Raw genomic sequence first — 24846 nt, forward strand, 5'->3', positions numbered from 1 at the left:
TGGCTACAAGGTTGCAAAATTAACCAATAATTTAAATATCCCTTGAGTTTCGAAATCAAATTACCGCTTTTCGAGGGCCCGTTCGATTTGATGTTATTCTTCATTGAGCGGGACGAATTGGATATATATGATATTCCTATCTCCAAGATAACCAATGATTTCTTAGACTACCTACATCATCTGGAAAAAATGGAGATAGAAGTAGCAAGTGATTTTATTCTCTTTGCAGCAACTTTAATGCGAATTAAATCCAAACTTTTGCTTCCGAGACCTGAATTAAATGAGCAAGGTGAAGAAATAGACCCTCGCGAGGAATTGATCAGAAACCTTTTGGAGTATAAAAAGTACAAATCTGTAATACAGGATTTGGCTAGTTTAGAAGAGACTAGATTAACCAAAGAAAAGAGAGGAAATTTGCTTTTTGAGCTACAGGAATTAAGTAAAGTAGAGGACGTAGATGCTGAAATGCAGCATGTGGATTTATACAAACTGCTCAAAGTGTTTCAGAGAAGTATGGCCAAACTGGTAGCAAGAAGGGATGAAACAAAACATACGGTCATCCAGTACCCTTATACCATAGAGCAGCAAAAAGACTTTGTATTGGAAAGAATTAGTTTTAAAAAACAATACCATTTTCAGAATTTATCACCTACAAACCAGACAAAATTTTTGTGATTTATACCTTTCTGGCTATTCTAGAATTACTTCGCTTTCGAAAGTCACCATTATTATCGGTGAAGGCTTTAATAATTTTTGGGTGGAAAAGACTGAGCCAATAGCTGCCGGCTAAGTATGAAATTGGACAACAAAAAATCTTTCAAACATTAAACCCAAATAAGGTTTGGGTGCCTATCATCATAGGTTTGGGGATCGTTTTTGCGATGTTTTATTTTGATCCCTCTATCAATGCCGAAACCTTAAGTGTCGTTTTTGATGCATCCTTGACTTGGATTTTCTTGGCTGTGGTAGTCATTCTTTTTAGGGATGCTGGATACATCTATCGGATTCGGGAAATCACCAATAGAGAACTTACCTGGACAAGGTCTATTTATGTGATCATTCTATGGGAATTTGCTTCTGCAGTAACCCCTTCTGTCGTTGGAGGTACCGCAGTGGCAATCTTCATACTGAACAAAGAAGGGATCAAGTTAGGAAGAGCGATTGCCTATGTCATGGTGACAGCGATTTTGGATAACTTATTTTTTGTCATAGGGGCTCCTGTAATTCTGTTTTTTGCAAAGGGAAATATATTTCCAGAAAGTAAGGTTCTGGAAACCCAGATGCAAAGTAGTATGGAGGCAATTTTCTGGATTAGTTATGCCCTCTATGCTACCTATAGCCTAATCATGGCAGCCGCATTATTTTATAGACCTAGAGTTTTCAAATGGGTATTGATCAAACTTTTTTCTATCAAATGGCTCCGGAAATGGAAGCATGATGCAAGTGAATATGGAAATCAAATCATTGAAGCATCTAAAGAATTGGCGGGGAAAGACTTCAAATATTGGCTTCCTATTGTAGCAGCTACGATCTTTATTTGGACTTCCAGGTATTTAATGTTGAATGCACTAATCTCTGCCTTTGTGCCTTTGAGTCTCAATGATCATATCATCGTATTTGCAAGACAGGTCATCATGTGGATTGTAATGATGATTTCCCTACTCCTGGTAGCAGTGGTACTGCTGAGTTTTTCTTTGCGCAATTCTTCACACAATTCTTAACTATCTACACATTTGTGACGAGTATCGTCTGGAGGCTACTCTCTTATTACCCTTACTTGATTCTTGGGGCACTATTCTTGCCTAGATGGATTAAACAGGTGTTTTTTAAAAAAAGGAGAATGAAACGCTAGAGTAATATGCTACAGGAAATGACTATCAAGCAAGTTGCTGAAATTACTAAAGGAAAACTTTTAGGAGATTTGGAAAGCAATTTGATTTCTCAAGTAGCTATTGATTCCCGTCAGATTATACATCCCAGTCGTAGCTTGTTTGTTGCTTTGAAAGGAGCAAAAGCAGATGGAACAGTATTTATTCCCCAACTTTTTGAGTTGGGCGTTCGATGTTTTCTGGTTCCAAAAAATTATAAGCCCAAGGAAGACACAGCCTCTTATGTGGCAGTAGAAGATACCAGAGCAGCTTTACAGGAGCTTGCAGAATTTCAACGAAACCAGTTCCAAAAGCCAATAGTTTCCATTACAGGAAGCAATGGCAAAACCATTGTCAAAGAATGGTTAGGTCAGGTCTTAAGCCAAAAATTTCATGTAGCTAAAAGCCCTAAAAGCTATAATTCTCAGGTTGGAGTTCCCCTTTCTATTTTCGGAATCGAAAAGGATCACCAAGTGGCAATTCTTGAAGCAGGAATTTCAAAATCAGGAGAAATGACAGCTTTGGAAAAAATGATTCAACCGAGTTTAGGGATCTTTACCAATATTGGGACTGCACACCAAGAAGGATTTGAAAGCCAAGAGCAAAAGATTTCGGAGAAACTCTGCCTCTTTGAGCATTCAAAACTGTTGATTTACTGTAAAGACCATTCCTTCTTGGCTTCCCAGATTGCCAATAAATTCCCAGAAGATAGATTGATAGCTTGGTCGGATGAGCCCGGTTCAGATTTTACTAGATCTGTTAAAATCAGTGATTATCAAACTAAAATATTCTTATTAAAATCTGATTTAAGCACCTATACTTTTCACGTTCCTTTTAGAGATCCAGCCTCTATTGAGAATATTACCCATGTTTTAGTTGCCGCATTAACACTGGGTCAATCTTCAGAATCGATCCAAGAAGGATTACATCATCTAAAATCGATCGATATGCGCTTGACTTTGAAGCCAGGAGTGCATGAATCCATAATAATTGATGATACCTATAATAACGATTTGGCCGGCTTGAAAGTAGCGCTGGATTTTATGCAGCAGCAGCGTCCCAAAAACAGAGGTCTTAATCCTTTCTGATTTATTGCAACAGGGAGAACCAGAACGGGTTTATTCCATGGTCTCAGATTTGATCGTAAATTATCGCTTAGATAAAATTATCGGCGTGGGTGAAGACATTGCACGGATCGGGACGCATTTTCCTGGGAAGTTTGAGATGTATCCAAAAACGGAAGATTTGCTTGATGCCCTAGATCCTGAACAATTCACCAATGATTTGATTCTGATCACAGGAGCACGTCCTTTTGGTTTTGAAAGAGTTGTCAATAGACTCCAGCAGCGAATCCATGGGACAACTTTAGAGATCAACCTCAATGCTCTTACACATAATTTTAATTTCTATAAAAGGCTGGTTAAACCTGAAACCAAAATGATGGTTATGGTAAAAGCTTTTGCCTATGGGGGTGGAGCAGTAGAAATTGCCAATCATTTACAAACCATGGGCGCAGATTATTTGGCTGTAGCTTTTACCGATGAAGGGGTCACGTTAAGAAAGCATGGAATATCTTTACCTATTATGGTACTGAACCCATTAGAGGAGTCCATAGATTTATGCCATAAGTATGCTTTGGAACCTGTGGTTTTTAGTCCTGAATTTTTTAAAAAGGTCAACCAATATTGTGAGGTCAATGAACGATCCTTATCAATTCACCTGGATTTGGATACCGGAATGCACCGACTGGGTTTTGAGGAGAAACATCTGGTTGAATTAAGAGAGCTGATTTCGAAGTCAAAACATCTAACCATAGCATCTGTGTATACCCATTTGGTGGGTGCTGACGAAGAGCTCCATCGTGATTTTTCATTAGAACAAATCCACAGTTTCCAGCGGATGAAATCAGAATTGGAGCAAATTTTACCTCAGAGCACCCTGTTTCACGCTCTTAACTCTGCGGGTATAACAGCATTTCCAGAATATCAATTTGATATGGTCAGGCTTGGAATTGGCTTGTATGGAGTAGAGGTAACCGGTAAATATGGAAGTTCGCTTCGGTCTATCAGTACCTTAAAGACTACAATTTCTCAGGTGAAAACCATAAATCCAGGAGAAACAGTCGGTTATTCTAGGAAAGGAGTTTTACCTCAAGGAGGGAAAATAGCTACCCTCGGAATAGGTTATGCAGATGGCTATGACAGAAGATTTTCAAATGGAAAAGGATATGTGTTGATTCAGGGGAAAAAAGCTCCCGTAGTAGGAAACGTTTGTATGGATATGTGCATGGTAGATGTGAGCGATTTGGATGTCAAACCTGGAGATGAAGCAATTATCTACGGAGAGCAGATTTCTTTAAAAGAGCTCGCAAGCCAAATAGGAACCATTCCTTATGAGTTATTAACCAACATCAGTACCAGAGTAAAAAGAGTATACTATTTAGATTGAATGGTGCAGGCTGATATTTTTTCCTAAATTCATTTATGAAAATCACTAAAAAGCGGCTTGCGCATATAGTTTTTGAGTCTGACGATTGGGCATCTAAGACGTTCGACATTGTATTGCTTTTTTTGATTTTTGGAAGTATTCTCATTTCCATACTAGACTCAGTGGCAAGTCTTCGTGCTGCCTATGGAGACTTGTTTTGGTGGTTAGAATGGGTATTTACGATTTTATTTACAGTAGAATATGTACTCCGGGTTTGGTTATCCAGAAAACCCAGAGGCTATATTTTCAGCTTTTATGGCTTGGTAGATCTGCTAGCCATTTTACCTTCTTATTTGAGCTTTTTTGTGGTGAATTCCCAGCTTCTAGCAGTGGTAAGAGCTTTACGTTTGCTGCGGGTGATCAGAATCTTAAAATTAGGGAGGTATGTTTCCGAGGCTGAATATTTACAAAGGTCCCTTCGTGCCAGTTCACATAAAATAATGATTTTTATAGGGTTTGTAGTGACCATTGTATTGATCATGGGAACCCTCATGTTTATTATTGAAGGTCCGGAACATGGATTTACGAGCATTCCCGTTGGAATGTACTGGGCGATCGTTACCTTGACTACGGTAGGTTTTGGGGACATCACTCCTGTTACACCCTTAGGCCAGTTTGTCTCCTCTATTATTATGCTTCTAGGATATGCGATCATTGCTGTGCCTACGGGTATAGTAAGTACAGAAATGGCTTCTCAGCGAAAGAAAGCTGATAGACCTAAGTTGGTTACTTGTCCAAATTGCGGCAAAGACGATTTGAAACCTGCAGATAATTTCTGTGGAAATTGTGGGATCAGCCTACGCTAATCTTCCAGATTCAGGAACTCCTGGATGTTTTTAATCTTTCCGAATAGTAAAAGTATATCTCCTTCTTCCAGCAAATACTCTGGGGTGATGACCCCTATTACTCTTTTTCCTGAGTTTTAAGGCCTAGCAAGTTGGTTTTATCTTCCAATTTGATGACTGTCAAAATGTTTAAAAAGAACTCCTTTCGAATATCGGCCTCGGATACTTTCATTCCGAAATAGCGCTTCGGCAATTTTACTTCTATAATGTTGTATTCATCCGAAATCTCCAAGGAGTCCATCACTCCTTTCAATTCCAACCTTTTTGATAATCGATCAGCAGTTTCTTCTTCTGGATGGATAATTTCATCTACTCCAATACTTCGAATGACGGTCTCGTGTAAATCATTAATGGCTCTAGCGATGATCCGTTTTACCTGAAGCTGTTTAAAAATAGCGGTAGACATAATGGAAGCACCGACATCTTCTCCAATGGCAATAATGACCACATCACAGTCTTTGAGGGGTAAGTTTTTCACTGCTTGTGCGTCTGTAGCGTTCATCGTCACCGCATGGGTGATTTTGTTACTGATCAGGTCAATGCGGTTTTCGCTATTATCTACTCCGATTACCTCATGGCCTAAATCGGTAAGTCTCATAGCGAGATACCCGCCAAAGTTTCCCATTCCAACAATGATGTATTTCATGTGTTTATAATTTGATTTTTAAAGGCCACTTGGAATCTATTGAGTATTAAAGGTCCATTTGTGGTATATGGTTCTATGCTCGGTTTCAATGCATAATAGATTTACGTAATAAAGACATTTTCCTCTGGATATTTATAGCGGTGCTGCCCTGCTTTTCTGACAATAGCAATCAATACTGTCAACGTGCCTACCCTACCCATAAACATACAAATCATGATCACTAATTTGCTGGCTGTCCCTAGCTGGGAAGTAATTCCCAAACTCAACCCTACGGTTGAAAAGGCACTAAATACTTCAAAAGCGACATCTATCAAGGGGAGGTGTGGGTCAAAAAGCATAACCAGGAAAATTCCTAAACCAATAACCAAAAAGGATAAAGCAATTACAGCAAAAGCTTTTTGGATGGTTTCATAAGAAATTTGCCTCATAAAAACTTCCACACGCTTTTTACCAGTAGCAATGCTAAGCGTATTTAATAGAGCGACAGCAAATGTGCTTGTTTTAAGTCCTCCTCCAGTTGAACCCGGTGAAGCACCTATCCACATCAGGATCAAATAAATCAAGATAGTAGGTACGGTGAGCAAGGTCATATCGACGGTATTGAACCCAGCCGTTCTTGGGGTAACTGCTCCAAAAACTGCTGTAGCGAATTTTCCATAAGGACTCAACCCTTCAAGGGTACTTTCACTTTCAAATACCCAGAAGGTGATAAAGCCAACAACCAATAGAACTCCTGTGGTATACAAAGAAAGCTTGGTGCTGACATTTGAAACCCTAGGAACGTGTCTATAAGATTCTATTCCCAAGAGTTTTTTGGTTCCTCCTACTACTACATGTTTCAAATAGTTGTAATAGTTGATAAAGACGGGAAAGCCGATGCCTCCTAAAATGATGGCTAAAGCTAAGACCAAATGCATGGAATAGGCCTCTCTAAACCCTGATTCATATAGTCCATTGCTCAATGTGGAGAAACCTGCATTACAGAATGCTGAAATAGCATGGAAAGCGGCAAAAAATAGTTGTTCACCCTTTGAGCTAAACAAGGTGTCTGCTGTGAAATGGTAAATTAGGAAAGCTGCTATTACCTCTGTCAAAACCGTAAAAAAGATGATTTTCAATAGGGTGGAATAAATCTCTCCTACGTTGTTTTCATTAATGTAATCCCTAATGAATAGCTGGTTCTCTATGGAGAAGCTACCTTTAAAAAAGAAACCAAAAAAACTGGTAAAGGTCATCATTCCCAATCCTCCTATTTGAAAAAGGATCATGATGATGGTCTGACCAAAAAATGTGAAATCTTTTGCGGTGTCTAATACGATCAGGCCTGTCACACATACTGCAGAAGTGGAGGTAAATAAGGCGTCAATCAAGGAAATGCCATTTTGAGTGGCATGAGGAAGGCTTAATAAGATGGCTCCAATACAGATCAAGATGAAAAAACTCAAAATAAAAACCAGGGTTGGGCTGGCTTTTAATCGATTGATGCTTAGACTAAACTTGCTGATTTCTATAAAAAATAGAATGGCAACCAGGATATTTACCAGGAAATACTGACGTGAGTAGTTTAGAATTCCTTCAGAAAACTCCATTCCAAATGCATCCCACCTCAATAAGGAAAACCCGATTAAGAATAGGGAAAGCAGTAATTCCAATAAAACCCTGCCGACTAAAATGGAGGGTTCATTCAGTAGGATTTTTAAGATATATCCTATCCCTATCAAGACCAAACAAAGCGTAAATATAAAGGAGGTGATCGCATAGGAACCTGAAGAGGGTTCATATCCCAAATGATACAATAAAATGCCGAAGTTGATAAAGCTGCTGTAACGAACTACACCTTCAACAATTGCTTTCAGCTTTCGCGTGAAATATAAATTGCGAACAGGATTGGAAAAAAATTTAAAATTCAGTTTCATTCAGGCTTGATTCTATTACCTAAAGATAGACTTTAGTGTTTTACTTTTTAAACCATCGACTCCATGAAAAAAAGCTTTTTGAGGGAAAGATGAGAATTTTACCTTCCAAATTTTGGGCAGAATAGATACTGGAGCGGCCACTAAATAGATAAGCAATAAGACATGCCAATGCTAAATAAAAGCCAGATTCTACTCCGAATAATTCCATTCCCATTACTGTACAAGCCATAGGCGTGTTGGTCGCTCCGGAGAAAACACCCACAAAGCCCATTCCTGCTAATAATGCCAAAGGTAAAGGGATCCAGGTAGATAAGGCATTTCCTAAGGTTGCTCCGGTGAAAAACAAGGGAGTAACTTCTCCTCCCTTGAAGCCTGCTCCTAGGGTGAAACCTGTCATTCCTGTTTTTACCAACCAATCGTACCAAGGTAAGGGTGTTTCAAAAGCTTCAACAATCCTTGGTACACCCAATCCGATATAGGTAGTAGTGTCCGATATCCATACAATTAGGGCAATTAAAAGTCCGCCAATGAGCGGACGAAAAGGAGGATAAGAAACCCATTTTGAAAATACATGAGAAAAAAATGCGTGGTTTGGGCAAATAACCTTCCTGAAAATCCAAAGGCAATTCCTGCAGGAATGATCCAAAGAAAATTGATTATTGAAAATGAAGGTACCTCTGGAATCATGTAATGAGTATGGCCTACCCCCCCAAATCTGCGCATACAAAATTTGCTACAAGTCCTGTCCAGAAAGCAGGAAAAACTGACTTCCATCTAAATTTTCTATTGAGCATCCACTCCAAAGCGAAGATTGCTCCAGCCAATGGAGTTCCAAAAACAGAGGCAAAACCTGCTGACACTCCGGCAATTAAAACGATCCTTCTATCCTCTTTTGCCAAATGAAACCATTTGGTCAATTGATCCGCTAAAGAGCCCCCATTTGCACTGCAGTGCCTTCTCGGCCTGCTGATCCCCCAAATAGATGGGTAGCAATCGTACCAAAAAGTACCAACGGAGTCATTCGTAAAGGAATGGGTTGATGGGTTTGATAAAGCTCCTCCAATAAAAGATTATTCCCTCTTACAGAAGACTCCGCATACTTATAATAAGTCCAGCCGATGAGAAAACCCCCAGAGGTAACAAGGCAATGATCCAAAGGTTACTTTCACGAGTTTGACCAGCCCATTCTAAGGCTACTAAAAAGAAGGCAGAAGCGGTTCCTGCGAGTAGCCCTATCAATAAACCAAATCCTGTCCAACGAAATAAGTAAGTAACCAGTGATGTGAAGTTCAATTCCTTTTTTAAAGTTTGGCCCAAATTAGGCATAGAAAATGAAATGGAATAAACAGTCGGACAGTAATGTCAGATTTTGAAATTAACAATTTCCCGAATTTCGGGTTAACTTCGAATAAATCGCCCTATGCAAAATATCCTTATCACCGGAGGTTCAGGTCTAATTGGACAAAGAATCACTGCTTTGTTGGAAGCACAGGGGAAATCTGTGGCTTGGCTCAGCAGAAGTAAACAATCTCAAAAATCTTTTATTTGGGATATTGAAAAAAAAGCATCGATCCCGAAGCTATGGAGTGGGCGGATGCCATTATCCATTTAGCAGGAGCTGGCGTCGCAGATAAAAGATGGACGGAAGAACGGAAAAAATTGATCCTTGAGTCCAGGACTAAATCCACTCAACTTATTTATAAAGCAGTAGCAGCTGCAACTAACCAACCAGATACATTGATCTCAGCCTCAGCTGTTGGGGTTTATGGGTTTAACACCTATACAGATTTGATAGAGGAATCATCTCCAGAAGGAAATGATTTTTTAGCTAATGTGGTCAAAGCTTGGGAAGCAGAAGTAAAAAAAATAGAAAGCCTTCATTTGAGAACCGTGATCTTAAGAATTGGGATTGTTTTGGATGAGCACGGAGGGGCTTTAGGAGAAATGTTGAAACCGGCAGTGGCAGCTCCATTAGGAAATGGAGACCAATGGATGAGTTGGATTCACATCGAGGATTTAGCAAAAATGTTTGTTTTCGCGCTAGAAAAAACCACCTTACAAGGTGTGTTTAATGCCGTTTCACCCAACCCGGCTACGAATTTTAGATTAACCCAAGAAGCAGCAAGGGCAAAAGGAAAACCCTTTATTGGAATTGGGGTCCCTGCATTTTTACTCCGTCTAATCTTAGGAGAGATGGCTGAGATGGTTTTGGGTGGAAATCGGGTTTCTTCTTCAAAAATTCAAAAATCCGGTTTTGAATATGAGTTTCCAATACTCATTCCAGCATTAAAGGATATTTTTCACCGCTAGGAATCTTTAAATTCTTTTTCCTCTTCCGATCAAAAACCATAGGATGGTTCCTAGAAAAGGGACCAAAACTACGATTAGTAGCCAAATGAGCCTGTCAGTTGAATTATGAAAGTTACTGATGACCACATCATAGATGGTGTATGCATAAATGGCAAGGCCAATAATTCCTATTCCAAACATATTTTTAACTTATTTTCGTGCTTTTTCCCAAGAGTAGATAAATGATAGGCCCGATAACCTGGGCAAATAAGATAATGATTAACCATATCAGTTTCATGTTCGCATCCTTGTACTCTGATCGAATGATGTCAACCAAACAATAAATCCATAATATGGTGTAAATCAGGCCAAAAATCATAAAGAAGAAGATCAGTCCTCCTCCCATGTTTTGAATAAAGTGAAATGTCATGTATTAATTTCTTTGTTTTGAAAAATTAGATTCAAACCTTCTAAAATCCTTTTTGGTCCTTTGATTCATGCTGATGTAAAGAAATGTACCAAGGGTAGGGCCCATTAAAATCACCAGTGCCCAAATCAATTTCATAGGATGGCCTCGGAAATCAGATCGGATCAGATCGGTGAGGACATATCATGTAAATCCGAAATAGCTGGCTAGAAATAATTAACTTCCGAGTTGCCAGAAGGATAGACCATTTGATGGTACTATCAAATCCATAGGGCTTCTTCAATTATTTTAACCATTAAACCAATTTAGTTTTTTTTAAAGAATGAAAGTAGGAATTTAGTCGAAAGTTTTAATCCATCTATCTATATGAAATCGAGCATAAACCTTGTTGGACAATGGTTTGAATACCCAATCTGCGAGATTCCATGTGGCTCATTTAAATCAATTTAATCACATGAAAAAGGCTGTTTTGTCGTTTTTATTGACCGTTTTTGCCCTTTTTAGCTATGCTCAAGTGGACTTGAGCTATTATTTGCCGAAAGGTTTTACCTATGATTCCAATATTCCTACACCGAAAGAGGTGCTGGGTTATGAGGTGGGTGAATGGCATGTGAGCCATGACCAGTTAGTAATGTATATGAAGGCAGTAGCAGAAGCCTCTGATCGAGTGACGATCGAAGAAACCGGAAGAACTTATGAAAAAAGGCCTCAGGTTTTACTGACCATCACTTCTCCTGCCAATCATGGTAAAATTGATCAAATCAAGGCAGAAAGAGCCAAACTTAGAGATCCAGCGGCTTCTGTGGATATTAACTCCATGCCAATAGTCATGTTTATGGGATATTCAGTCCACGGAAATGAACCAAGTGGTGCAAATTCTTCCCTATTGGCTATCTACCATTTTGCAGCTGCCAATGAAGTGGGACCTGAATTGGATAACATCATTTTACTTTTAGATCCGGCAATCAATCCAGATGGACTAAACAGATTTGCCTCATGGGTCAATTCTCATAAATCTTACAACCTAAATGGAGATCCGAACGGAAGAGAGTATAATGAAGCTTGGCCAAGAGGAAGAACCAATCATTACTGGTTTGACTTAAATAGAGATTGGTTGCCAGTTCAGCATCCTGAATCCAGGAATCGCGTGAGGGTGTTTCAGGATTGGCTTCCTAACATCCATTTGGATTTCCATGAAATGGGAAGCAATAGTACATTCTTTTTCCAGCCGGGAGTTCCTGCAAGAATGCACCCTCTTACTCCACAAAAGAATTTTGAGTTAACCAAAAAGATCGGTGAGTACCATGCCAAAGCCTTGGATCAAATAGGTTCCTTGTACTATAACCAAGAGAACTACGATGATTTCTATTATGGAAAGGGCTCTACTTACCCAGATGTGCAAGGCTCCATCGGTATTTTATTTGAGCAGGCAAGTTCCAGAGGACACTTACAAAAAACTGACTATGGAATGTTGAGCTTTCCTTTTACCATTAGAAACCAGTTTACAGCTAATCTATCCTCTTATCAGGCTGCCAAAGAAATGCGTGAGGAGTTGAATCAATGGATGAAGGATTTTTATTCTGAGATCAAAACCGAAAGTGATGCGGATGTAAACAAAGCCTACATTTTTGGTAGCAAAGAAGATCTAGCTCGAAGCTACCACTTGGCGGATTTAATTCTCCAGCATGATATCGAGGTATACAGTCTCAAAGAAGATGTGACTTTGAATGGACAGGAATTTAAGAAAGAGAATTCTTATATAGTTCCGGCCAATCAACCACAATACCGTCTGATTAAGGCCATGTTTGAAACCAGAACTTCTTTTCAGGACAGCCTTTTCTATGACATTTCTGCTTGGACTTATCCTATGGCTTTCAACCTGGATTATCAGGCCTTAAATAGTCGAATTTTGAATTTGGCAAATGTGGAAAAGGTGGATAAAAGTAATTTGGTTTTGGCTCCAGGAAAAGTAATTGGAGCCCCAGGTGCTTATCAGTATGCCATGGAATGGACAGGGTATTATGCCCCAAAAGCAGCAAACAAACTAATGAAAGCAGGATTTTTGGTGCGGGTAGCTCACGCGGAATTCAGTACTCCTGATGGGAAGACTTTTGGAAGAGGTACCATTTTAATAGGGAAAGGGGATTCTGGATTGGATGAAAATGCCATGTATCAGAAATTAAATGAAATCGCAGCATCTTCCAATGTGGATATCTACGCGATCAATACGGGATATACCTCTGGAATTAATATGGGTTCCACTTTTACTGAGCCGTTAGACAAACCGGAAATTGCTTTGTTGGTTGAGGGTGGAGTAAATAGTTACGAAGCTGGAGAGATATGGCATTTATTGGACCAACGAATGGGAATGGCTATTACTTTGCTTCCCATGGATGCCATTGGAGGTAATACCTTGGATAAGTATAATGTTGTATTGATGCCTGATGGGAGATACAATGGCCTAGGTAAATCCGGTGCATCAGTTTTAAAAGAATGGGTGTCCAAGGGAGGAACCTTGGTTGCCAAAGGAGGAGCTGTCCGTTTCCTTGCTCAAAATGAAGTAGGATCTTTTTCTTTTAGAGAAATGCCAGAGACTGAACAAGGTCTTCAAAAGAGCTATGCAGATTATGATAATGCTACTGGAGCAAAGGTAACAGGGGGCGCTATTTTTAACGCGAAATTGGACATTACACATCCAATAGGGTATGGGTATACAGGTGCAAATATTCATACCTTCCGAAATGATAATCAATTCATGGAACCTTCTGAGAATCCTTATGCAAACCCACTAGTTTACACGGACAATCCTTTGGCCTCTGGGTATATCCATCCGTCCAATTTGGAAGGATTAAAAAATGGTAGTGTGATACGTATATCTTCTTTAGGTGGAGGAAGAATTGTTGGGTTTGCTGATAATATGAATTTTAGGGCATTTTGGTTTGGAACCAATAAGTTGTACCTGAATGCAATATTTTTTGGACAAACCATTCAAAGAGGCACTGGAAGGTAATTCTCATGTAATACAATCATTAAGTCCCAAGTTATTTAGCTTGGGACTTTTTGTTTATTTTGTGTTTTTTCAAGAAAGTTCCAACCAAAATTTAAAAGCATTCGTTTCACAAGTTATTGTTTTGTGATTAATTCATTTTCAGCCAAATAGTTTACTTACACCCTTCTTCCTATATGAAAAAATCTATACTTCTCAATTTTAGATGGTATGCAGCCGCAATTTTTTAGGATTTTCCACTGTTTCCAAAGCTCAAGAAATGAGTTTTGAGGAATACAATCCTCCATCTACGCTCAAGGTTCCAGAGCATCCCGTTCAAAGAGCCAAATACCCTTTTGTAGATATTCATAGTCATCAAGGGGGAATCAATGAGCAGAAAATAGATCAACTGGTTTCTGAGATGGATGAACTCAATATGGGTGTTTTGGTCAATCTGAGTGGTCGAGGTTTTGGACGTGGGGATAGTAATTCGCAGCAGGAATATATCAAATCCATGATCCAAGAATTTAATACCTATGCACCTGGGAGATTTATGGTATTTACCAATTTGAATTTTGCCGGTTTTGGAGATGAAAACTGGACAAGAATTGCAGTTAAAGAATTGGAAGAGGATGTTCAAGCTGGTGCCAGTGGATTAAAAATTTATAAAAGTCTCGGTTTGAATGTAAAAGACATCAATGGGAATCGGGTTCCAGTAGACCATCCTGATTTAGACCCTGTTTGGGCAAAAGCGGGTGAATTAGGAATTCCTGTGATTATCCACTCAGCGGATCCAGCTCAATTTTGGCAGGAAATGGACGCCAATAATGAACGTTGGCTAGAATTGAAGACACACCCCAACCGGAAAAGAGGGGATGATAATCCGGCTCCTTTTGAACAAATCATTGCAGAGCAGCACCATGTTTTTGAAAAGCATCCTGAAACGACCTTTATCAATGCTCATATGGGTTGGATGGCGAATGATTTAGATGCAGCTTCCGCACATTTGGATAAATTTCCGAATGTGAATTTCGGAATAGGTGCAGTCATTGCTGAATTTGGGAGACAACCAAAAAGAGCCCATGAGTTTTTTGAGAAATACCAGGATAGAGTGCTTTTTGGAAAAGATGCTTACAATAAGGAAGAATATTATACCTATTTCCGTGTGTTGGAGACAGAGGACGAATATTTCCCATATTATAAAAAGTACCATGCCTTTTGGGCAATGTATGGTCTAGGCCTTTCTGATGAAGTCTTGAAAATGCTTTATTACAAAAATGCCCTTCGCATCGTACCAGGAATGGATAAAAGTGTGTTTCCGGACTAAGTCTATTTCCCTAAGTTGATCGTAAAAAATTTTAGGTACCTAACACCAAAATCGAATTGTCCCAATTCAATCATAAAAATGAAACGGCTGGAATCATGGGGCCCCGTTTATTGGGCCTCATTTTAATCGCGGCAGGAGTTCTTGTATTAATTGTTCCATTTTTCATTGTGGTAAGTACAGACCCGCAAAAAATAGGATTGGTGGGTGGCGGAGCATTGATAATAGGTCTGATCTTGGTTTCAATTTATTCCGGAACACTCCTTGATTTTGACAAAAGTAGGTATAAAGAATATCAAAGCATCTTTTGGATTAAATTAGGAACATGGCAAGAGCTACCTACAATTGAAAGAGCAGAACTGGTATTACATAGTTATAGAAGTAAAAATACTCCAAACGGAATTAGTCCTACGTTAGCACAAAATGTCACAATCTACAAGTGTGTTTTACTTGCTAATGGAACCAAGTTTTTAGCACTTGATTTTGCAAAAGAAAATGATGCAGTTTCCGCATTAGATAGAATAAAGAGAGGATTGAAGATTTGACAAGTTCACCTTCTTGATGGGAAAAAAGCACTGAGTTTCCCAAAACCTTTGGAGAAACTCAGTGCTTTGACTTTTTTATAAAACTTCAAATTCAATCCTAGCATAAAATTGGTCCCAGCCATCGGGTAATAATAGTTTTCTGTAATCAATTCTCTTTCAGAATCTCCAGGAATGAAATAGCTAAACGTATAGCCATTCGGCTCATACATTTCATTGAAAATATTATTGACCAAAAGATTTACTTCTAAACTTTTGAAGAACCTAGGCTGAACTTGGTAGCTGATTCTAAAATCATTTGTAAAGAATGAGTCAAGAGATCTGGCGTCATTACTAGTATTGTCCAGGTATTGCTTTCCTACATATTTAGACATCCAGTTGATGGATAAAGGATCAATAGGTTTGTATTCTATTGTAGCAGAAGCAATGGTGTTAGGAGAAAAGGCGATATCAGTATTGTCATAAGTATTCGAAATCTGCTGGAATTCGGACTCGCTGTAATCGTCTATGTACTCCGTAAAATTTTTGATTTTGTTTTGACTGAAGGTAACATTTCCGCCCAAGACCCACGCTTTTGCTACTTGAATAGCACCTGAAAGCTCTATTCCTGCACGGTAGGAATCAGCTACATTTTCTCGAATATAGGCTCCGACATCATTGATCTGGCCTGTTAAAATCAATTGGTCTTTGTAGTCCATATAATAGAAGTTGGCATTGTAGCTAAACCTTCCTTTTTGTGCTCTTACACCTGCTTCAATGTTATTGAGGCGTTCTGGTTTTGGAATTTCTGTGATAGGATTATCTGTAAAATCAGATCTTTTTGGCTCTCTATTGGCAACAGCATAGCTGGCATACCACACTTCACCTGAGCTTTGTTCGTAGCTAAAGCCAAATTTAGGGTTGAAGAAGGTATAGCTCTGTTGACCATCCACAATCCGTTGGTCATCATTGACTCCATAAAATGTGTAATCAATGTTGCGCACTTGCAAATCTCCAAATAGGTTCAAACCAGGGCTAAGTTCATAGGTCCCTTTTAGGTAGATATTTCGATCATCTTTGACTGCATTGTTGAAATAATATTGATCTCGAATTTGAGTTGCTCCTGCTATTCTTGCCCAAATAATTTCTCCAAAATGATCTCCGTCGTATCGATTGGCTCCACCACCAAGGATCACATCCCATTTACCATTATCTGAGATATAATTGATCGAGGCAATTCCTCCGAAGAAATCGTTATCCAACCATCTTCTTCTAATAATATCGGTACTGGAAATGATCTCATCTCCAATCACAACATCTGGTAAGCCGTAGCTTGCAAAATCATCATCTTCACGGTATTGTTCATAGTATCCACGCCCATAGGTATAGTGAAGTGCTGCATTGGTTTTCCAATTGGAACCAATTTTACCTGTATAAATTAATTGGTAATGATCCTGCTGGTAATTATCAGTTTCATTGTCATAGGTGTAATAATTCCAAGTTCTATCATACTCTAATTTTGATTCCGGTAGGCCCCACCAGGATTGATAGGTTTGTTCTTTTCCAGAGAACACATTCAATTTCAGAACATGGTTTTCTCCATAATATCCAGCTGAAACGAAAAAGGATTTTAAATCGGAAAATGCACGGTCTACATAGCCATCAGAAGTTATTTTGGAAAGTCGAGCATCTACCGCAAAGCGATTGTTCAAAAGACCCGTTCCTGCCTTTACAGTATGTCTCCAAGAGTTGAATGATCCAACAGAATTGGAAATCTCAGCATACGGATCATCTTGACGTGTATCTGTCTGAAAATTCAAACTTGCTCCAAAGGTAGCCGCTCCATTAGTAGAGGTACCTACTCCTCGTTGAATTTGAAGATTGTCTACTGAAGAAGCGAAATCAGGCATATTTACCCAAAAAACCCCATGAGACTCTGCATCATTCATGGGAATTCCATTCACGGTAACATTAATTCTGCTTTGATCAGAACCCCGGATCCTCAATCCAGTATATCCGATTCCTGCTCCTGCATCTGAATGAGTCACCACGGAAGGAGTAAAATTGAGGAGAATAGGGATGTCTTGCCCTAAGTTTCTTTTGGAGAGTTCTGCTTTATCGATGGTCTGAAAAGTAGTCGGTGTAATAGCAGAAGCTCTTGTAGCAGAGACAATAAACTCCTCTGTCAGTAGCTCTGTAGGTTGGATTTTTAAAGTCAAATCACCCGAGTAAGGTACCGTCAAACTCTGTTTTAAGCTTTCAAATCCTACATAAGAAACCCGAAGTTGGATCTCCCCTGCCTTCAGCTTGGTGATCGTGAAATTTCCATTTTCATCCGTTACGCTACCTCTACCTTGATTTTCGGCCCAAACAGAAGCACCGATTAATGGTTCTTCGGAACTTGCGTCCAAGATTTTTCCTCTTAGACTTTCCTGTGCCCAAGCAGAAATCGCCAATAGGCAAAAAGCCAGATTTAGCATTAATTTTTTCATGTGTTTTTCCCTTGCGGGATATTGAGGTGAAACTGAGAAAACTTAGGGGAAGTCTTCCTTGATTGTTTACCCGATTGCACAACTTGTACAAAATTGAAAGCGCTACGGCGCCTGTTTGCGAATTCGATTTGGTACTATATTATGCTGCTCATTTCCCTTCGCCGGCATTACCCGGATCAGGTCTTATGGGTATGATCTCAGCCCGAATTATTTAGGCACCCCTTATGATCTTGTTGCAAAGGTAATGGGGAAATGGGTTTTTGCAATTCTTTATTGCCAAATTCAATTGATCAATGGATAAGCTTCCCAATTCTTTTCACTAAATTTCTTGTTCAACAAACCCTTAAACCTATGAAAATCTACAAACTTCCTTCGGGAACACTTCTTGAAAAGGATGCTACCTATTTTTTAGGCCCAAGTCTTTATTGGAATGAACTATTGGGAAGAGAAAATTTGAAGGAATATCTAAATTTTGAATCGAAAGGTTGGCGTGAATTAAAAGAGGAAGAAGCCCAAAAATTGCTGGATGTAGGTTTATTATCTCCTATGGGGGATCAGGAAATCTGGGCTGCTGGTGTTACTTATTTTCGAAGTAGGACTGCCAGAATGGAAGAAAGCCAAGATGCTGGAGGAGCAGATTTTTATGATAAAGTTTATGCAGCTGATAGACCGGAGCTTTTTTTCAAAGCTACAGCAAGCAGGGTCTCACCTCCAGGCGGGAAACTAAATATTAGAAAAGACTCAACTTGGGATGTTCCAGAGCCTGAACTTACGCTTTTGATTTCTCCGGCAGGTAGAATTCAAGGATTTACCGTGGGTAATGACATGAGCAGTCGAAGTATAGAAGGAGAAAATCCATTGTACTTGCCTCAGGCTAAGGTTTATCAAGGCTGTGCTGCCATTGGTCCTTGCATTTTAGTTCAAGATGAGATTTTAGCTGAAGATGTAAAAATCAGGTTGGAAATATTTCGTGAGGGTCAGTTGGCATTTACGGGAGAAACGGCACTATCTCAATTGAAGCGAAAGCCTCAAGAATTAGCTGAATGGCTTTTTAGAGCCAATACATTCCCAATAGGATGTTTTCTAATGACTGGAACCGGGATCGTTCCTGATGAATTTACTTTGGAAGAAGGAGATCGGGTTAGGATAGGTATAGATGAGATTGGGGTACTTGAAAACTTTATTTCCAAAATTTAAGGACCATGGCTTACGATGAATTTCTTGCGGAAAGAATGATTCAAAGCCTACAAGGCAGAGGACTTAATTTTGAGGCGAAGAGGATGATGGGAGGATTGGTGTTCATGGTGAATGAAAAGATGTGCGTGGGCCTCAATAAAGATAAGAATACTGGAAAAGACCAGCTCATGGTCAGAGTGGGTGAATCTGCACAGGAAATGTGTATGAAAAGGACAGGTTGTCGAAGTATGGAATTTACCGGTAGGCCAATGAAAGGGTTTGTTTTTGTTGATCCTGAGGGATTTGACCTTGATGCAGATTGGGATTTTTGGGTGGAAATGGCCTTAAAATACAATCCGGAGGCGAAAAAAAGCAAGAAATAATAATGTGAATCAAGGGTTGGAATAATCTTGGCAAAGAACTTGAGTAAAATCGAATTCGCTTACTCAAACGATTAAACCAATGAAACAGTCTCTTATTTTCGCATTTCTTGCACTTATTGCCTTTGCATGTGATTTTAATGATATGCCCGAGCCTCGGGATGAAACTCAAAAATGGGCTTTGGCGGGTTATCAAGTAGAGGTGTCAGGAGATTTAGAATATACCAATATTCAAGACTCAGCCTATGTTTATTCTCTATTGCCTGATGGAAGTTTTTCCAAAAAAGTAGGAGAATATGAATTGAAGGGGACCTATGAGGAAAGCTTTTCCGATGGTCTGAAACGCTATAAATTCATGTATACCTCGAAAAACAGTTTATTGATTCATAGCTGTGCCACCAGTTCGGAGGATTATTTCATTAATAGCAAAGGACAATTGACGGGTACCTGGGATGCTTGTGATGGCCCCAAGTTATATTTCAATAAACAAAAATAAACTAGAGGAGGGTTAGACCTCCTTTTTTTATTTAGTTTGGAGAATTTACATTTGGGGATGACCAAGTTTTTTCAGCATAAAATACGATTATCGCCTTACCCTGCGGGATATCACTTAATCACCGATATTATTGTAGGCGAATTTCCGGAAATCAAGAAGATAAAAGTTGGGATTCTTCAAATCTTCATTCAGCATACATCTGCTGCTCTCACAATCAATGAAAATGCGGACCCCACTGTAAGAACTGATTTCAAAACCTTTGTGGATGAATTGATTCCGGAGGACTACCCACGGTTTATTCATACCTTTGAGGGACCAGATGATATGCCGGCTCATATAAAAGCCAGTTTTTTTGATTCACACTTGCAAATTCCCATTTCGAATGGAAAATTAGGGCTAGGTATGTGGCAAGGAGTGTATTTATGTGAATTTAGGCTTCATGCGTCACCAAGAAATTTAATCCTTACTGCTTTTGGAGAGCCGTATTAAAATGGCTCCCTAAAATTATAAAATATCGCCATTGGTATAATAAAAGTAAGATCGTAATGGATTGACGATACTTTTGTAAGGTATCCCCGAACTATGCGAACTTATATTTTCCTTTTATTTGCATTCCTTGTTGGAATGGGAACGGCGTTTTCTCAAAATAAACAAAACGCTAATGCTTTTGCATTTAAGCTAAATCAACCCATTGATTTAGATGGAGAATTGGACGAGGAGATATGGTTGGACCCAGAAGGTTGGAATACAGATTTTATGCAGTATTTTCCTTCGGACACATCTTTGTCTGTGGTCAATACCCAAGTGAAGATTGCCTTTGATGATAACAACTTATATATCGCGGCAATCATGGAAAACAATGGCCCTAGAGAATATGTCTCCACATCCTTAAGGAGAGATTATCGGGGCCAACAGAATGATGGAATTACATTTGTATTTGACACATTTAATGATAAAACCAATGCATTTCAATTTGGAGTCAATCCCTATGGCGTTCAGAGAGAAGGGCTTTTGGCCAATGGAGGGATTAGAAGTGAAGATTTGAGTTTAGCTTGGGATAATAAATGGTATGCCGAAGCAAAAATTTATGATACCCATTGGCAAGTAGAAGCCGTAATCCCATTATCCACAATTCGTTTCAAGGATGGGACTCAAAACTGGAATGTGAATTTTTATCGGATAGATAGCCATACTGGAGAGCGCAGTACTTGGTCGCCAATTCCTAGGAACTTATCCATCATTTCTACTGCATTTAATAGGAAATTGATTTTTGAAGAACCGCTTCGTAAAAACTCGGCAAATATTTCTTTGATTCCTTATATGGCAGGGAAAACTTCCAAAAATTACCTTGAAAATACTTCAGAAAAATTCTCTCCCTCTTTTGGAGGAGATGCAAAGGTCGGAATTGGTCCGGCAATGAATTTAGATTTGACATTCAATCCGGACTTTTCACAAGTTGAAGTGGATCAGCAGGTGACTAATTTGGATCGTTTCGAAATCTTTTTTCCAGAGCGAAGGCAGTTTTTCCTAGAAAATGCTGACCTCTTTGACAGTTTTGGCTCCAGACAATCCAGACCATTTTTCTCTAGGAGAATTGGAGTGGATATCGATTCAGCTACAGGCCAAAATGTCCAAAGTAAAATTATTTATGGGGCCCGATTGAGTGGTAAAATCAATGAAGATTGGCGGTTGGGTGTGATGAATATGCAAACCGCCACGGACGAGGAGGCGGGAATTTCAGGAAAGAACTTCTCTGTGGTTGCCCTTCAAAAAAAGATTTTTACGCGCTCAAATATTGGGGTAATTTTCGTAGACCGTGAATCCCTTGCCCTGAATGAATATGAGTCTATTTTCAATCCTAACGAATACAACCGTTTATTGGGTGTGGATTATAACCTGAATTCAGCGGACGGAAAATGGACTGGGAAAGCATTCTATCACAGGACTTTTGAGTCTAAGGAAACAGAAAAGCCTTATTCTTTTAATGCGTATATTTTATTCAATGATATCCATTGGGCTTGGAGTTTGAGCTACAGAGATGTAGGTGAAGATTTTAATCCTGAAGTCGGATACGTCCCAAGGTCAAATTATAAGCGATTTAACCCAGATATAGCCTACTTATTTTACCCAAATTCTAACTTGATCAATCGACATGGACCAAAGGTGGAATATGAAGGCTTGTGGAATGAAACTATTGGGACAACTGATAGAGATATCAATTTGAGTTATAATGTGCAATTCAATTCCTTTTCTACTATTACATTGACTCAAAAAAACAGGTATGTCTATCTCTTTCAAGATTTTGACCCTACTCGGACTGGTGGAGAAAAACTTCCTGCAGGCACAGATTATAAAACCAAAACACTCCAATTAGAATACAATAGTAACCCAAGAAATCTGTTTTTAATAAAATTAGAGGCTGAGACCGGTCAATACTATACAGGTGATTTTCAGCGTGTAGTTAGTGAGATGGGGCTTAGAATTGGAAATAAAGCTAATATTTCCATGAACTTTAATTATGCAAGAATTCGACTTCCAGAGCCTCAAAATGATGCCGACCTGGTATTGGTAGGACCTAGGATAGACTTGACCTTTACCAAGAAACTCTTCTGGACCACCTTCATCCAATACAATAATCAAATTGATAATTTGAACATCAATACGCGTTTGCAATGGAGATTTGCTCCTGTTTCTGACTTCTTCCTAGTTTATACGGATAATTATTTCCCTGATTCCTTTACCCCAAAACAACGTTCTCTGGTATTTAAGCTGAATTATTGGCTGAATCTTTAATCCTTTTAAGTATAGGGATTAATCGGGCTCGATGGGTTCTTTGAAGGAGAATCGGGTAAAAATTAGCTAAAACATTCAGTATTAGGTTGATGAAGGCCATTTTCCAAAAGCCCAATCTAAAGCTCCAAACACTTAACAGAAATAAGAGGATGAAAGGAACTAGATGACCAAACTCTGCCTTTTTTGATTCCATGATCCAATGGTTTATTCCTGATTTGGTTCCATTGAAATAGGCTCGCCGTTGGTCCTTATTTCTCCAAAAAGTATTCAAGAGGAATTTTTGGTAGATCCCGATTCCTATTTTTCTTGAAAATGAAACCAACCCATGAGGATTCTTGATTTTGTAGTACTTTTCTGGAAGGAGTTGATAGGTAGGCCAAGCAAATCCTGCAAATGCAAATGCACCCAATACGAAAAGGTTTGCTAAAAATGAAATAATTAGAGCCTCTACAGGATCATGGGATTGGTTATTCCAGCCCATCATCAGTTCTACTGATCTATAAAACAAGAAGACACTTCCAATTGTCAAAAGGCCTTTCCTTAAAAGATCCCTTAGATAAATTCTTTTCAAATGCTAGAGTATTTTCCCTATTTCCTTCCAGGTGATTAGCTTAATGTTATTTTCCTGAATCAGTTTTTTTGCATGATCGCTTGTGAAGAAATTAAAATCTTCTTGCCGCCACGGAGCATGGTAGGTAGTATGACCTGCAGTTACGGCGTTCATTTCCTCATCATCAAATGCCAAATGCACCAAGAGTACATGTACTCCTGGTTTTAGATTTTCTAATTTATTGGTATAAAACTCTTCCATTCCAGCTTCATAATCCTCTGGATTGGCCATGATGATTTCATTGATGACCGGAATTTTCTCCAAGTTGATCCCTTCAAATAGCGCTTGGTTGGGTTTGATTATTCCTTCCATCATTTGTGTATTGACCATTGCTGGGATCTTCAGTTCTTGAGCAATTTTCAAATAGGACCTCATATATTCAGGTCTACCATAAAAAATGCAGCCCATGTGGGAATCCAAATGGGTAGGTTGTATCCCCATTTGATTAGCGGCTTTGATTTGTGCTCTGATCTCAATCTCTACTTCTTCTGGGCTAGCGTTCTTTGTGACTGGAGGACAATCTGAGTACATGAAGCCTTGTTCGTTGCTTAGTCCGGGCACGACAGACCTTCCTGCTTTTGGAGGCCAATTGAAGTTTTCCCATTCGTTTGTCAAGGTGATATGAATACCGATATCTGCATCTGGAATATCTTTCGCCAATACCCCTACTTCTGCAGACCAAGCCGGAGGAACCATCATACTGGTGGAAGTGACCAAGCCCTTTTTCAAAGCCTCAAAGGTGGCCATATTTTGAGAGTGGGCTACTCCTACATCATCTCCATGGATGATGAGTAGTTTATCTTCTTTGGAATAGCCTAATTTTTCTGCCAATGTTTGGGAGATTGCCCCATAAGGAAGTGCGAAAAGCAAGGCGATAAAAAGTGTTTGTATAGGTTGCTTGGGAAATTGCATATTCTAAATATAAATGATTTGAAGAATTCCTTCCTTAAATTAGGCTTTTGGTGCTTATCCACATCCGAGATGATCAAAAATTTACTGCTTTTAGCCTTTGTGTTTTCTTTTCTTTCTGTTTCAGCCTTGGGGCAAGGTTATATCCAGTCAATTTCAGAATTTCAGGAAACGCTTAATGCAGAATTTAAAGATGCGGATGAATCACCACTTTCTGCCAAGGAAAGAAAGGACTTTAAAGGTCTTCCTTTTTATCCTGTTGATGAACACTTTAGGGTTATTGCAAAATTTGAGAAACTTCCGCCAAGAAGTCTGTTCCAAATGAAAACAACCGCAAATTCTATCAAAGACTATGATGTGTATGGAGTATTGACCTTTTCATTGGAAGGGAAGGGATATCGCTTAAATGTTTATCAAAGCCATGTCTTAAGGACCCAGGAAAAGTATAAAGACTACCTTTTTCTACCCTTTACAGATTTGACGAATGGAACTGAAACCTATGGTGGAGGCAGATACATGGATTTGAAAATTCCCTGGCGATACCATGGAATTAGATTTCAATAAAGCCTACAATCCATTTTGTGCTTATTCCGAGGGGTATGCTTGTCCCATTCCTCCAAGAGAAAATGACTTGCAATTGGAAGTTCGTGCTGGAGTCATGTATTCTCCCAAAAAATAAAC

Annotated in this window: 24 protein-coding genes, 3 pseudogenes and 1 riboswitch; of the genes and pseudogenes, 17 read left to right on the forward strand and 10 right to left on the reverse strand. The window is 39.1% G+C overall.

The genetic code is table 11. The annotated features are described in order from the left end of the window. Positions 1-42: 42 nt before the first annotated feature. The 5 genes and pseudogenes from V8V91_RS16290 to V8V91_RS16310 all read left to right on the forward strand — a co-directional run bounded on the left by V8V91_RS16290 (position 43) and on the right by V8V91_RS16310 (position 5161). Positions 43-790 (forward strand): annotated as a pseudogene (locus V8V91_RS16290) (ScpA family protein). Between the two features lie 55 nt (positions 791-845). After that, complete coding sequence (locus tag V8V91_RS16295; protein WP_373396242.1) at positions 846-1721, forward strand: lysylphosphatidylglycerol synthase transmembrane domain-containing protein; 876 nt, start codon at positions 846-848, stop codon at positions 1719-1721. Positions 1722-1870: 149 nt separating this feature from the next. After that, positions 1871-2956, forward strand: a complete 1086-nt coding sequence (locus V8V91_RS16300) for a Mur ligase family protein (protein ID WP_373396243.1) — start codon at positions 1871-1873, stop codon at positions 2954-2956. A gap of 4 nt (positions 2957-2960) precedes the next feature. Further along, positions 2961-4316: an alanine racemase gene (alr, locus tag V8V91_RS16305; RefSeq protein ID WP_373396245.1), complete on the forward strand. Its 1356-nt coding sequence runs from the start codon at positions 2961-2963 to the stop codon at positions 4314-4316. A gap of 35 nt (positions 4317-4351) precedes the next feature. Continuing rightward, positions 4352-5161 carry an ion transporter gene (locus V8V91_RS16310; RefSeq protein WP_373396248.1) on the forward strand — a complete coding sequence of 270 codons (810 nt, stop codon included), beginning with the start codon at positions 4352-4354 and terminating at the stop codon, positions 5159-5161. Between the two features lie 97 nt (positions 5162-5258). Here the strand turns inward: V8V91_RS16310 and V8V91_RS16315 are convergent, their stop codons facing one another. The 4 genes and pseudogenes from V8V91_RS16315 to V8V91_RS16330 form a co-directional block, all read right to left on the reverse strand. Beyond that, positions 5259-5846 carry a TrkA family potassium uptake protein gene (locus V8V91_RS16315; protein WP_373396251.1) on the reverse strand — a complete coding sequence of 196 codons (588 nt, stop codon included), beginning with the start codon at positions 5844-5846 and terminating at the stop codon, positions 5259-5261. A 101-nt stretch (positions 5847-5947) separates the two neighbouring features. Then, positions 5948-7762 (reverse strand): TrkH family potassium uptake protein, encoded by a 1815-nt coding sequence (locus V8V91_RS16320; RefSeq protein ID WP_373396253.1) that lies wholly within the window; start codon positions 7760-7762, stop codon positions 5948-5950. Positions 7763-7802: 40 nt separating this feature from the next. Next, a complete protein-coding gene (locus V8V91_RS16325; RefSeq protein ID WP_373400728.1) occupies positions 7803-8378 on the reverse strand; it encodes a chloride channel protein in 576 nt (191 codons plus the stop codon). Positions 8379-8463: 85 nt separating this feature from the next. Next, positions 8464-8918 (reverse strand): annotated as a pseudogene (locus V8V91_RS16330) (chloride channel protein). A gap of 264 nt (positions 8919-9182) precedes the next feature. Here V8V91_RS16330 and V8V91_RS16335 point away from each other — a divergent pair. Further along, complete coding sequence (locus V8V91_RS16335; RefSeq protein WP_373396254.1) at positions 9183-9374, forward strand: NAD-dependent epimerase/dehydratase family protein; 192 nt, start codon at positions 9183-9185, stop codon at positions 9372-9374. Next, positions 9344-10072, forward strand: coding sequence for a TIGR01777 family oxidoreductase (locus V8V91_RS16340; protein WP_373396256.1), 729 nt, complete (start codon positions 9344-9346; stop codon positions 10070-10072). Before V8V91_RS16335 ends, V8V91_RS16340 begins: the two co-directional genes overlap by 31 nt. A gap of 6 nt (positions 10073-10078) precedes the next feature. Here V8V91_RS16340 and V8V91_RS16345 read toward each other — a convergent pair whose 3' ends face one another. The 3 genes and pseudogenes from V8V91_RS16345 to V8V91_RS16355 form a co-directional block, all read right to left on the reverse strand. Further along, positions 10079-10252, reverse strand: coding sequence for a PLDc N-terminal domain-containing protein (locus V8V91_RS16345; protein ID WP_074225930.1), 174 nt, complete (start codon positions 10250-10252; stop codon positions 10079-10081). Between the two features lie 4 nt (positions 10253-10256). Then, entirely contained in the window at positions 10257-10481 is a 225-nt protein-coding gene (locus tag V8V91_RS16350) for a PLDc N-terminal domain-containing protein (RefSeq protein WP_373396257.1), read from the reverse strand. 3 nt (positions 10482-10484) lie between these two features. Then, positions 10485-10649, reverse strand: a pseudogene (locus V8V91_RS16355) (PLDc N-terminal domain-containing protein); the annotation flags it as partial. Between the two features lie 283 nt (positions 10650-10932). Between V8V91_RS16355 and V8V91_RS16360 the strand changes: the two are divergent. The 3 genes from V8V91_RS16360 (at position 10933) to V8V91_RS16370 (ending at position 15333) form a co-directional block, all read left to right on the forward strand. Then, positions 10933-13488, forward strand: a complete 2556-nt coding sequence (locus V8V91_RS16360) for a M14 family zinc carboxypeptidase (protein WP_373396258.1) — start codon at positions 10933-10935, stop codon at positions 13486-13488. Positions 13489-13690: 202 nt separating this feature from the next. Further along, a complete protein-coding gene (locus tag V8V91_RS16365) occupies positions 13691-14791 on the forward strand; it encodes an amidohydrolase family protein (protein ID WP_373396260.1) in 1101 nt (366 codons plus the stop codon). A 56-nt stretch (positions 14792-14847) separates the two neighbouring features. Next, complete coding sequence (locus V8V91_RS16370; protein WP_373396262.1) at positions 14848-15333, forward strand: hypothetical protein; 486 nt, start codon at positions 14848-14850, stop codon at positions 15331-15333. 5 nt (positions 15334-15338) lie between these two features. On the opposite strand, the gene V8V91_RS16375 is transcribed toward V8V91_RS16370, so the two are convergent. After that, the gene (locus V8V91_RS16375; RefSeq protein WP_373396265.1) at positions 15339-17801 is read right to left on the reverse strand and encodes a TonB-dependent receptor; all 2463 of its coding nucleotides are present in this window, start codon (positions 17799-17801) and stop codon (positions 15339-15341) included. A gap of 136 nt (positions 17802-17937) precedes the next feature. Then, positions 17938-18034: riboswitch (TPP riboswitch) on the reverse strand. Between the two features lie 118 nt (positions 18035-18152). Here V8V91_RS16375 and V8V91_RS16380 point away from each other — a divergent pair. The 5 genes from V8V91_RS16380 (at position 18153) to V8V91_RS16400 (ending at position 22646) form a co-directional block, all read left to right on the forward strand. Further along, positions 18153-18998: a fumarylacetoacetate hydrolase family protein gene (locus tag V8V91_RS16380; RefSeq protein ID WP_373396267.1), complete on the forward strand. Its 846-nt coding sequence runs from the start codon at positions 18153-18155 to the stop codon at positions 18996-18998. A gap of 5 nt (positions 18999-19003) precedes the next feature. Then, positions 19004-19360 (forward strand): TfoX/Sxy family protein, encoded by a 357-nt coding sequence (locus tag V8V91_RS16385; RefSeq protein WP_373396269.1) that lies wholly within the window; start codon positions 19004-19006, stop codon positions 19358-19360. Between the two features lie 79 nt (positions 19361-19439). Continuing rightward, positions 19440-19853, forward strand: a complete 414-nt coding sequence (locus tag V8V91_RS16390; RefSeq protein WP_373396271.1) for a hypothetical protein — start codon at positions 19440-19442, stop codon at positions 19851-19853. Positions 19854-19910: 57 nt separating this feature from the next. Next, complete coding sequence (locus V8V91_RS16395; protein WP_373396272.1) at positions 19911-20342, forward strand: secondary thiamine-phosphate synthase enzyme YjbQ; 432 nt, start codon at positions 19911-19913, stop codon at positions 20340-20342. 93 nt (positions 20343-20435) lie between these two features. Beyond that, positions 20436-22646 (forward strand): DUF5916 domain-containing protein, encoded by a 2211-nt coding sequence (locus tag V8V91_RS16400; RefSeq protein ID WP_373396273.1) that lies wholly within the window; start codon positions 20436-20438, stop codon positions 22644-22646. On the opposite strand, the gene V8V91_RS16405 is transcribed toward V8V91_RS16400, so the two are convergent. Both V8V91_RS16405 and V8V91_RS16410 read right to left on the reverse strand, forming a co-directional pair. Beyond that, positions 22618-23175 carry a hypothetical protein gene (locus tag V8V91_RS16405; RefSeq protein ID WP_373396274.1) on the reverse strand — a complete coding sequence of 186 codons (558 nt, stop codon included), beginning with the start codon at positions 23173-23175 and terminating at the stop codon, positions 22618-22620. The genes V8V91_RS16400 and V8V91_RS16405 overlap by 29 nt on opposite strands. Before the next feature lie 45 nt (positions 23176-23220). Then, positions 23221-24168, reverse strand: coding sequence for a polysaccharide deacetylase family protein (locus tag V8V91_RS16410; RefSeq protein WP_373396275.1), 948 nt, complete (start codon positions 24166-24168; stop codon positions 23221-23223). A 69-nt stretch (positions 24169-24237) separates the two neighbouring features. Here V8V91_RS16410 and V8V91_RS16415 point away from each other — a divergent pair, with 69 nt between their 5' ends. Together V8V91_RS16415 and V8V91_RS16420 are read left to right on the forward strand one after the other, a co-directional pair. Next, a complete protein-coding gene (locus tag V8V91_RS16415; protein ID WP_373396276.1) occupies positions 24238-24729 on the forward strand; it encodes a DUF1684 domain-containing protein in 492 nt (163 codons plus the stop codon). After that, positions 24710-24844, forward strand: coding sequence for a DUF1684 domain-containing protein (locus tag V8V91_RS16420; RefSeq protein WP_373396277.1), 135 nt, complete (start codon positions 24710-24712; stop codon positions 24842-24844). Before V8V91_RS16415 ends, V8V91_RS16420 begins: the two co-directional genes overlap by 20 nt. Positions 24845-24846 lie beyond the last annotated feature (2 nt).

This window comes from Algoriphagus halophilus, from assembly GCF_041729275.1.
Lineage (GTDB): Bacteria > Bacteroidota > Bacteroidia > Cytophagales > Cyclobacteriaceae > Algoriphagus > Algoriphagus halophilus_A.

Coding starts and splice junctions, on each gene's coding strand:
- V8V91_RS16365 (WP_373396260.1), top strand. CDS start 13,691: ATGGTATGCAGCCGCAATTTTTTAGGATTTTCCACTGTTTCCAAAGCT.
- V8V91_RS16300 (WP_373396243.1), top strand. CDS start 1,871: ATGACTATCAAGCAAGTTGCTGAAATTACTAAAGGAAAACTTTTAGGA.
- V8V91_RS16400 (WP_373396273.1), top strand. CDS start 20,436: ATGCGAACTTATATTTTCCTTTTATTTGCATTCCTTGTTGGAATGGGA.
- V8V91_RS16415 (WP_373396276.1), top strand. CDS start 24,238: ATGATCAAAAATTTACTGCTTTTAGCCTTTGTGTTTTCTTTTCTTTCT.
- V8V91_RS16375 (WP_373396265.1), bottom strand. CDS start 17,801: ATGAAAAAATTAATGCTAAATCTGGCTTTTTGCCTATTGGCGATTTCT.
- V8V91_RS16320 (WP_373396253.1), bottom strand. CDS start 7,762: ATGAAACTGAATTTTAAATTTTTTTCCAATCCTGTTCGCAATTTATAT.
- V8V91_RS16345 (WP_074225930.1), bottom strand. CDS start 10,252: ATGTTTGGAATAGGAATTATTGGCCTTGCCATTTATGCATACACCATC.
- V8V91_RS16335 (WP_373396254.1), top strand. CDS start 9,183: ATGCAAAATATCCTTATCACCGGAGGTTCAGGTCTAATTGGACAAAGA.
- V8V91_RS16340 (WP_373396256.1), top strand. CDS start 9,344: ATGGAGTGGGCGGATGCCATTATCCATTTAGCAGGAGCTGGCGTCGCA.
- V8V91_RS16360 (WP_373396258.1), top strand. CDS start 10,933: ATGAAAAAGGCTGTTTTGTCGTTTTTATTGACCGTTTTTGCCCTTTTT.
- V8V91_RS16390 (WP_373396271.1), top strand. CDS start 19,440: ATGAAACAGTCTCTTATTTTCGCATTTCTTGCACTTATTGCCTTTGCA.
- V8V91_RS16310 (WP_373396248.1), top strand. CDS start 4,352: ATGAAAATCACTAAAAAGCGGCTTGCGCATATAGTTTTTGAGTCTGAC.
- V8V91_RS16395 (WP_373396272.1), top strand. CDS start 19,911: ATGACCAAGTTTTTTCAGCATAAAATACGATTATCGCCTTACCCTGCG.
- V8V91_RS16315 (WP_373396251.1), bottom strand. CDS start 5,846: ATGAAATACATCATTGTTGGAATGGGAAACTTTGGCGGGTATCTCGCT.
- V8V91_RS16380 (WP_373396267.1), top strand. CDS start 18,153: ATGAAAATCTACAAACTTCCTTCGGGAACACTTCTTGAAAAGGATGCT.
- V8V91_RS16420 (WP_373396277.1), top strand. CDS start 24,710: ATGGAATTAGATTTCAATAAAGCCTACAATCCATTTTGTGCTTATTCC.
- V8V91_RS16385 (WP_373396269.1), top strand. CDS start 19,004: ATGGCTTACGATGAATTTCTTGCGGAAAGAATGATTCAAAGCCTACAA.
- V8V91_RS16410 (WP_373396275.1), bottom strand. CDS start 24,168: ATGCAATTTCCCAAGCAACCTATACAAACACTTTTTATCGCCTTGCTT.
- V8V91_RS16350 (WP_373396257.1), bottom strand. CDS start 10,481: ATGACATTTCACTTTATTCAAAACATGGGAGGAGGACTGATCTTCTTC.